Raw genomic sequence first — 5,555 nt, forward strand, 5'->3', positions numbered from 1 at the left:
CTTATACAAATAATATCTTCCTCTGATGCACCTTATTTCTGTATTTGGCGCTTTATGTTGCAAAACCCAATCTGGATGAGCCATTTTATGTCGTTAGGTGGGATGGGAATAACACCCTCGCCTTTAGGCGAATACTTTAGTATTAATTAGAGTATGGAATATCGTCATAGTGCACACAGTCTATATGATTTGAAGTATCACTTGGTGTTTTGCACCAAATACCGGTTTTGTATTCTGACAGGGGAAGTTGCTCAGCGTACACGCGTCCTAATACGAGAAATATGTACTGCAAATTACGTAGATATAGTAAGTGGCAGTATGATCCCTGATCACATACACCTGCTAACATCGTTTCCTCCAAGTTTGTCCTTATCTAAGATAGTCCAATACATTAAAGGAAAAAGTAGCCGTAAACTGCTATCAGAGTTTGAGCATTTACGCAAAAGGTATTGGGGACAACACTTGTGGGCGAGGGGATATTTTGCGGTAACGGTTGGTAATGTTAATACCGAAGACGTTCAGAAATATATTGAGCAACAAGAGGAGCATCACAAAAAAGATGATTTTAAGATATCAGAGCACTAAGCTTTCAAGCGTTTAATCCGCTTTGCAAGCGATTATTCAAACCACCGCCTTTATCCGGTCGTAATTGATTCCTTTCCTTACTACGTGGTGTTTTATTAATGTCACGTAGTAAGGTATAGTAACAAAAATTTGAATAAAATCCAACCTTTTTTGGGCTATTTAAACGGATTGTAACGAATTTTTTGGAGGGAGATATTTATGGATTATTTTTTTTCATGAGGTGGCCCTGTGTTTTACACGTTCTCCATGGGTTGCGCACTGATTGTCCCTTCAGGAGTGACAATGATTTGGTCAATCCGAGCTTGAACTTGTTGGAGCTTTGTATCACAGTGCTTTTTTAGGGCCGTTCCACGTTCGCAGGCAGCAATCATGTCTTCCAGGGTCATCTGCCCTTCTTCCAGCTGGTGTACTAGGCTTTCTAACTCTTGCATGGCATGTTCAAACTTAAGCTCTGCAACAGGTGTTAGGGATTGCAAGGGGGTATTCATCACTTTAATTTCCTTATCTTTTAAAAAACAAGAGCATGGCCAAAATTAACAGAGCGAGAGCCTGAAGTAGCACTCGCCAGCGCATCAAACGATTGCTTTTCTCGCCTTGGTCTTTCGACGGCTTTGCACGAAACATGGAGACTATCCCTAAAACCAATGTCAGTAAAGTAGCTATAAGGACTAAAAACAGCAGAATGGAAAAGACGTCAGTAAACATGGCTCACCAAATATGGTTATTGTACCGTAGTGAGGAGTAAAAACACGACCCGAATAGGACTCGTTACGGCTGCTTTCTTCCGAATCTGACCGGGTTCACAAGCAATTCGCCCGTGCCTACTCCTCGAGCTTATATTAAGCTTATTTGTGCATAGAACACAAGAGAACGATCTGTTAAACTTATTGTCATATACCTGTGCTGAATCAAAATGTTGAGTTTGATGATAGCTGCCAGCTTGCAGTTTGCATGGGTAAATGAGCACTTTGAGCGTATCAGGAAACAGATGTTTTCATTTCTCTTCAGTATAGATTAAGAAAGTTTTACAGGCGATGCTGACAGTACAAGACACAGTCTATCTTTCAATCGAAACTCCTTTGGGCAAAGACGAGCTTGTCCTCAAGCGTTTTGCAGGGGTTGAGGCTTTATCAATGCCCTTTGCGTTTGATTTATCGATGATCTCCAAAAAAAGTGACCTCGATTTTGATGCTGTCGTGGGGCAAGAAGCCACAGTTACCATTGCCATTGATGAACAAATGCGTTGTTTTAATGGCATTATTGGTGAATTTGTCCAAGGGCATACTGATTATATGCAAGAGTCTGGGATCACCTCTTACACGGCTAAATTATACCCTAAACTTTGGCAGCTTAAATTCACCAAGGATTGCCGCATTTTCCAAAATCAAACGACTATGGATATCGTTACACAGATTTTGCAAGAAAATGGTGTGAATAGCTTTGAAGATCGCACACAAAATCGCGGTAAGGCTGTACGTGAATATTGTGTACAGTTTAACGAGAGTTGTTTTGATTTTGTTTCACGCTTGATGGAAGAAGAAGGAATCTTCTATTTCTTTGAGCACAACCAAGGTGAGCACAAGCTTATTATGGCTGATAATGTGCAGGCCTACCAACCTTGCCCTGGTGCGGAAGACTCTGAACTCGAAATGGCTAAAACCGATGTGGATTTTCTAAACAAGATAACGCATTGTTTTGTCAAACAATCAGTGATTTCAAAACAGCACGATATCGCAGATTTTAATTATGAGACCCCAAGTACTCAGCTATTCTCAACGCTTGCAGGTAAGGGAAATGAAGGCAAAGTTTATGGTTATCCCGGACTTTTTCAAGATCAGGGTGAGGGAGAAGAAGACGTAAAAATTGGTATGGAGGGAGACGAATGGCCGCAAAAGCACGTACAGGGTGCTTCAACGATTCCTTTCTTCTTGCCTGGGTTTACCACCAATATCTCAGGTCTATCACGTGAAGATGCCAACAAGCAATACACACTCTTTGAAGTGAAGCATGTGGCCGAATTGGATCAAAGACAAAAAGATGCACTATACGAGAACAGCTTTGTTGGTTTTGACGCAAGTGTTATCTTTCGCCCCACGCGCAGGACTTATAAACCTTTGATTTCTGGCACACAAACGGCTTTTGTCACAGGAAAGGGAGGCGAAGAAATTTGGACTGACAAATATGGTCGTATCAAGGTTCAATTCCACTGGGATCGCGAAGGTAAACGTGATGAGATGAGCTCATGTTGGGTACGTGTAGCCCAAGGATGGGCCAGTAATAACTGGGGGGTGTTGTTTACCCCTCGCATTGGTCAAGAAGTGGTCGTTAGTTTTGTCAATGGTGATCCAGATCGCCCCCTGGTCACGGGATGTGTTTATAACGCCGATAGCTTGCCGCCTTATCTTCCAGATGAACCAACCAAGAGCACGATTAAAACAGATTCATCGCTCGGGGGCGGTGGATACAATGAAATTCGTTTTGAAGATCTTAAGGGATCAGAGGAAATTTATATTCAGGCTGAAAAAGACAAGAATGTTTGGGTCAAGGATTCACGTAAAACTGATATTGATTGCTTTGAAACCCTGACTGTCGGCAAAGATCGTAAAATAGATGTGAAAGGTAACGAAACACATACTGTTGATCTAGAAAGGTCAGTTACAGTCACTGGAAATGAATCACACACCAATGCTGCAAACCTCACCCATGATGTAACTGGAGATGAATCACACACCAATGCTGCAACCCTTACCCATGATGTTACAGGGGATGAATCACACACCAATGCTGCAAATTTTACCCATGCCGTAACTGGAGATTATACGTTGACAGTTGATGGCAATTTGGCCATTACAGTGACAGGGGATATCACGATTAATGGGAATTCGGTTGCACTCAAAACGAAAGCGACAACGAGCCTAGAATCAGGAGCAGAGACGACAATTAAAGCTGGCGCTGATATTGAGATGGAGGGAGTGAATATTAACTCCAAGGCTTCGGCAGATCTGAAAGGGGAAGGGGCAATGATTAAGATGGACTCTAGTGGTATGGCTGACTATATTGCATCTGGTGTGACAACGGTTAAAGGTGCAACAGTCAAAGTGAATTAACTTTTTTGATAGGATGGATACATGACTCAGGCTGTAGAAGCGATTGTACAAGAAAATCTACCTCCGCAAGAGGGAGCAGAAGAAACACCTGTGCCACAACCAGATGGCGTTTTAGAAACAAAAGATGAAAGTGGGCAAGTTACCCAACGCTTAACTTTCAAAGCGGGTATTTTGCAAGGGCCGGCCGAAATTTTTACCGAAGATGGATCACTGAGTCAAAAAATGTACTTTCGTGATAATCAGTTGGATGGTCGTTGTGAATCTTTTGATGACAAAGGAGAATTGACACAATGTTTGACTTTTCTACAAGGTAAACTTGAAGGGATAAGTCAGTATTATGCAAAAGGGAAGTTAACCGCCACCATTCCTTACAAAGCGGGCAAGCAAGATGGTGAGGCGATTTTTTATGCCCCCAATGGTAAACCAAGTGGTCGGATGAACTACAGTCAAGGTGAATTGCATGGTTCATTCCAAACCTACAATCCTGAGACTGGAAATTTACTGACCAAGGTCTCTTACAAGAACAATATTCTCGATGGGCACTCCGAGCTGTATTACCCAAGTGGTGTTGTGATGGAAAAGAAATTTTACGTGCAAGACAAGCTTGTGGGCAGGGCCATTGAGTACTTTGAAACCGGAGAGGTCAAGAAAATCACCCATTATGAGGATGGAGAGGCAATAGGCCCTCCGGTGGAATTTGATGAGAAAGGAAAGGTGGTTAGTGGGTAGCCACTCACTGCTTTCCAACAGAATATGCTACAAAAGAAGACAAATTGACGTAAATCATGACAGGCTCTGAAAGATGACCAACGCACCCACCTCAACATTTTTCACTCCCCCAAAGCCACTAAATGCAATTAAACACATCATCTGTGTTGCCTCATGCAAAGGAGGTGTTGGTAAATCAACCATTGCTGTTAATCTGGCGCTAGCGCTTAAACAGAATGGACACTCTGTAGGGTTGTTGGATGCTGATCTTTACGGTCCTTCATTGCCACAAATGCTCGATCTAAATACAGGCCCTAAACTGAATGAGCAAAATAAGATCATTCCGTTCGATCGTTTCGGCATCTTATGCATGTCAATGGGCGTTCTTATACCCCAAGAGTCAGCTCTTGTTTGGCGCGGTCTCATGATCCAAAAGGCTTTGTCACAATTGCTGCTGGATGTTGAGTGGGGAGAACTTGATATCCTCGTGATCGACATGCCCCCTGGCACTGGAGATCCTTATTTGACTCTTGCAAAGAAAATCCACGTAAGTGGTGCAGTCATTGTCTCAACTCCTCAAGAACTTGCTTTGCTCGATGTAAGAAAAGGAGTGCAAATGTTTGAAAAGTTAAACATCCCTGTGTTGGGATTTGTAGAAAACATGAGTTATTTTATTTGTGATAGTTGTGATAAAAAGCATACTCTTTTTGACACAGGAGGAGCAGCAAGAGAAGCTAAAAAGCTTGGCTATCCACTACTGGGAGAAATACCATTGAATCCTTTAGTGCGTATTACTGCTGATCAATCATCTCCGATAGTCACTCAATATCCAGAGCACCATATTTCCCTAATGTATGCAAATCTGGCCAACGCAACATGGGCACAGATACAAAATTTACCCCTTAATGCAGGTTCTGTCGCATCTGTTGCCGTCCCGTAAAGATTGAGGTATCTTCACCAGGAAGGTAGGTGCTCAAATGTTCAAAGTTTCAGAAAAACTCTCACATCATTTTAAGGGATTCAGTTCTTCAGCCTCAGTAATCCTGATGTTTGTCTATATGTATCTTCTCCAAATGTCAGGGTAGATCGTCCATTCAGATCCGTGTTGAATGACAATTGGGTATCCGAGGCTTATCTGCGATTATGCTTGCAAGT

At 42.3% G+C, this 5,555-nt stretch carries 6 protein-coding genes and 1 other RNA gene; 4 read left to right on the plus strand and 3 right to left on the minus strand.

Going from position 1 to position 5,555, the window contains the following annotated elements; translation table 11 throughout:
* Positions 1-153 precede the first annotated feature (153 nt).
* Positions 154-585: an IS200/IS605 family transposase gene (tnpA, locus tag ABFQ95_07370; GenBank protein ID MEN8237340.1), complete on the plus strand. Its 432-nt coding sequence runs from the start codon at positions 154-156 to the stop codon at positions 583-585.
* Between the two features lie 233 nt (positions 586-818).
* On the opposite strand, the gene ABFQ95_07375 is transcribed toward tnpA, so the two are convergent.
* The 3 genes from ABFQ95_07375 to ffs form a co-directional block, all read right to left on the minus strand.
* Positions 819-1,073: an exodeoxyribonuclease VII small subunit gene (locus ABFQ95_07375; GenBank protein ID MEN8237341.1), complete on the minus strand. Its 255-nt coding sequence runs from the start codon at positions 1,071-1,073 to the stop codon at positions 819-821.
* Positions 1,074-1,086: 13 nt separating this feature from the next.
* Positions 1,087-1,290 carry a twin transmembrane helix small protein gene (locus ABFQ95_07380; GenBank protein ID MEN8237342.1) on the minus strand — a complete coding sequence of 68 codons (204 nt, stop codon included), beginning with the start codon at positions 1,288-1,290 and terminating at the stop codon, positions 1,087-1,089.
* 28 nt (positions 1,291-1,318) lie between these two features.
* An RNA gene (gene ffs, locus ABFQ95_07385) (signal recognition particle sRNA small type) lies at positions 1,319-1,415 on the minus strand.
* Positions 1,416-1,619: 204 nt separating this feature from the next.
* On the opposite strand from ffs, the gene tssI reads away from it, so the two are divergent.
* The 3 genes from tssI (at position 1,620) to ABFQ95_07400 (ending at position 5,340) form a co-directional block, all read left to right on the plus strand.
* A complete protein-coding gene (gene tssI, locus ABFQ95_07390; GenBank protein ID MEN8237343.1) occupies positions 1,620-3,692 on the plus strand; it encodes a type VI secretion system tip protein TssI/VgrG in 2,073 nt (690 codons plus the stop codon).
* Between the two features lie 21 nt (positions 3,693-3,713).
* A complete protein-coding gene (locus ABFQ95_07395) occupies positions 3,714-4,421 on the plus strand; it encodes a toxin-antitoxin system YwqK family antitoxin (protein MEN8237344.1) in 708 nt (235 codons plus the stop codon).
* A gap of 73 nt (positions 4,422-4,494) precedes the next feature.
* Complete coding sequence (locus ABFQ95_07400; protein MEN8237345.1) at positions 4,495-5,340, plus strand: Mrp/NBP35 family ATP-binding protein; 846 nt, start codon at positions 4,495-4,497, stop codon at positions 5,338-5,340.
* Positions 5,341-5,555: the final 215 nt, after the last annotated feature.

The organism is Pseudomonadota bacterium (assembly GCA_039714795.1).
Classification (GTDB): domain Bacteria; phylum Pseudomonadota; class Alphaproteobacteria; order JAGOMX01; family JAGOMX01; genus JBDLIP01.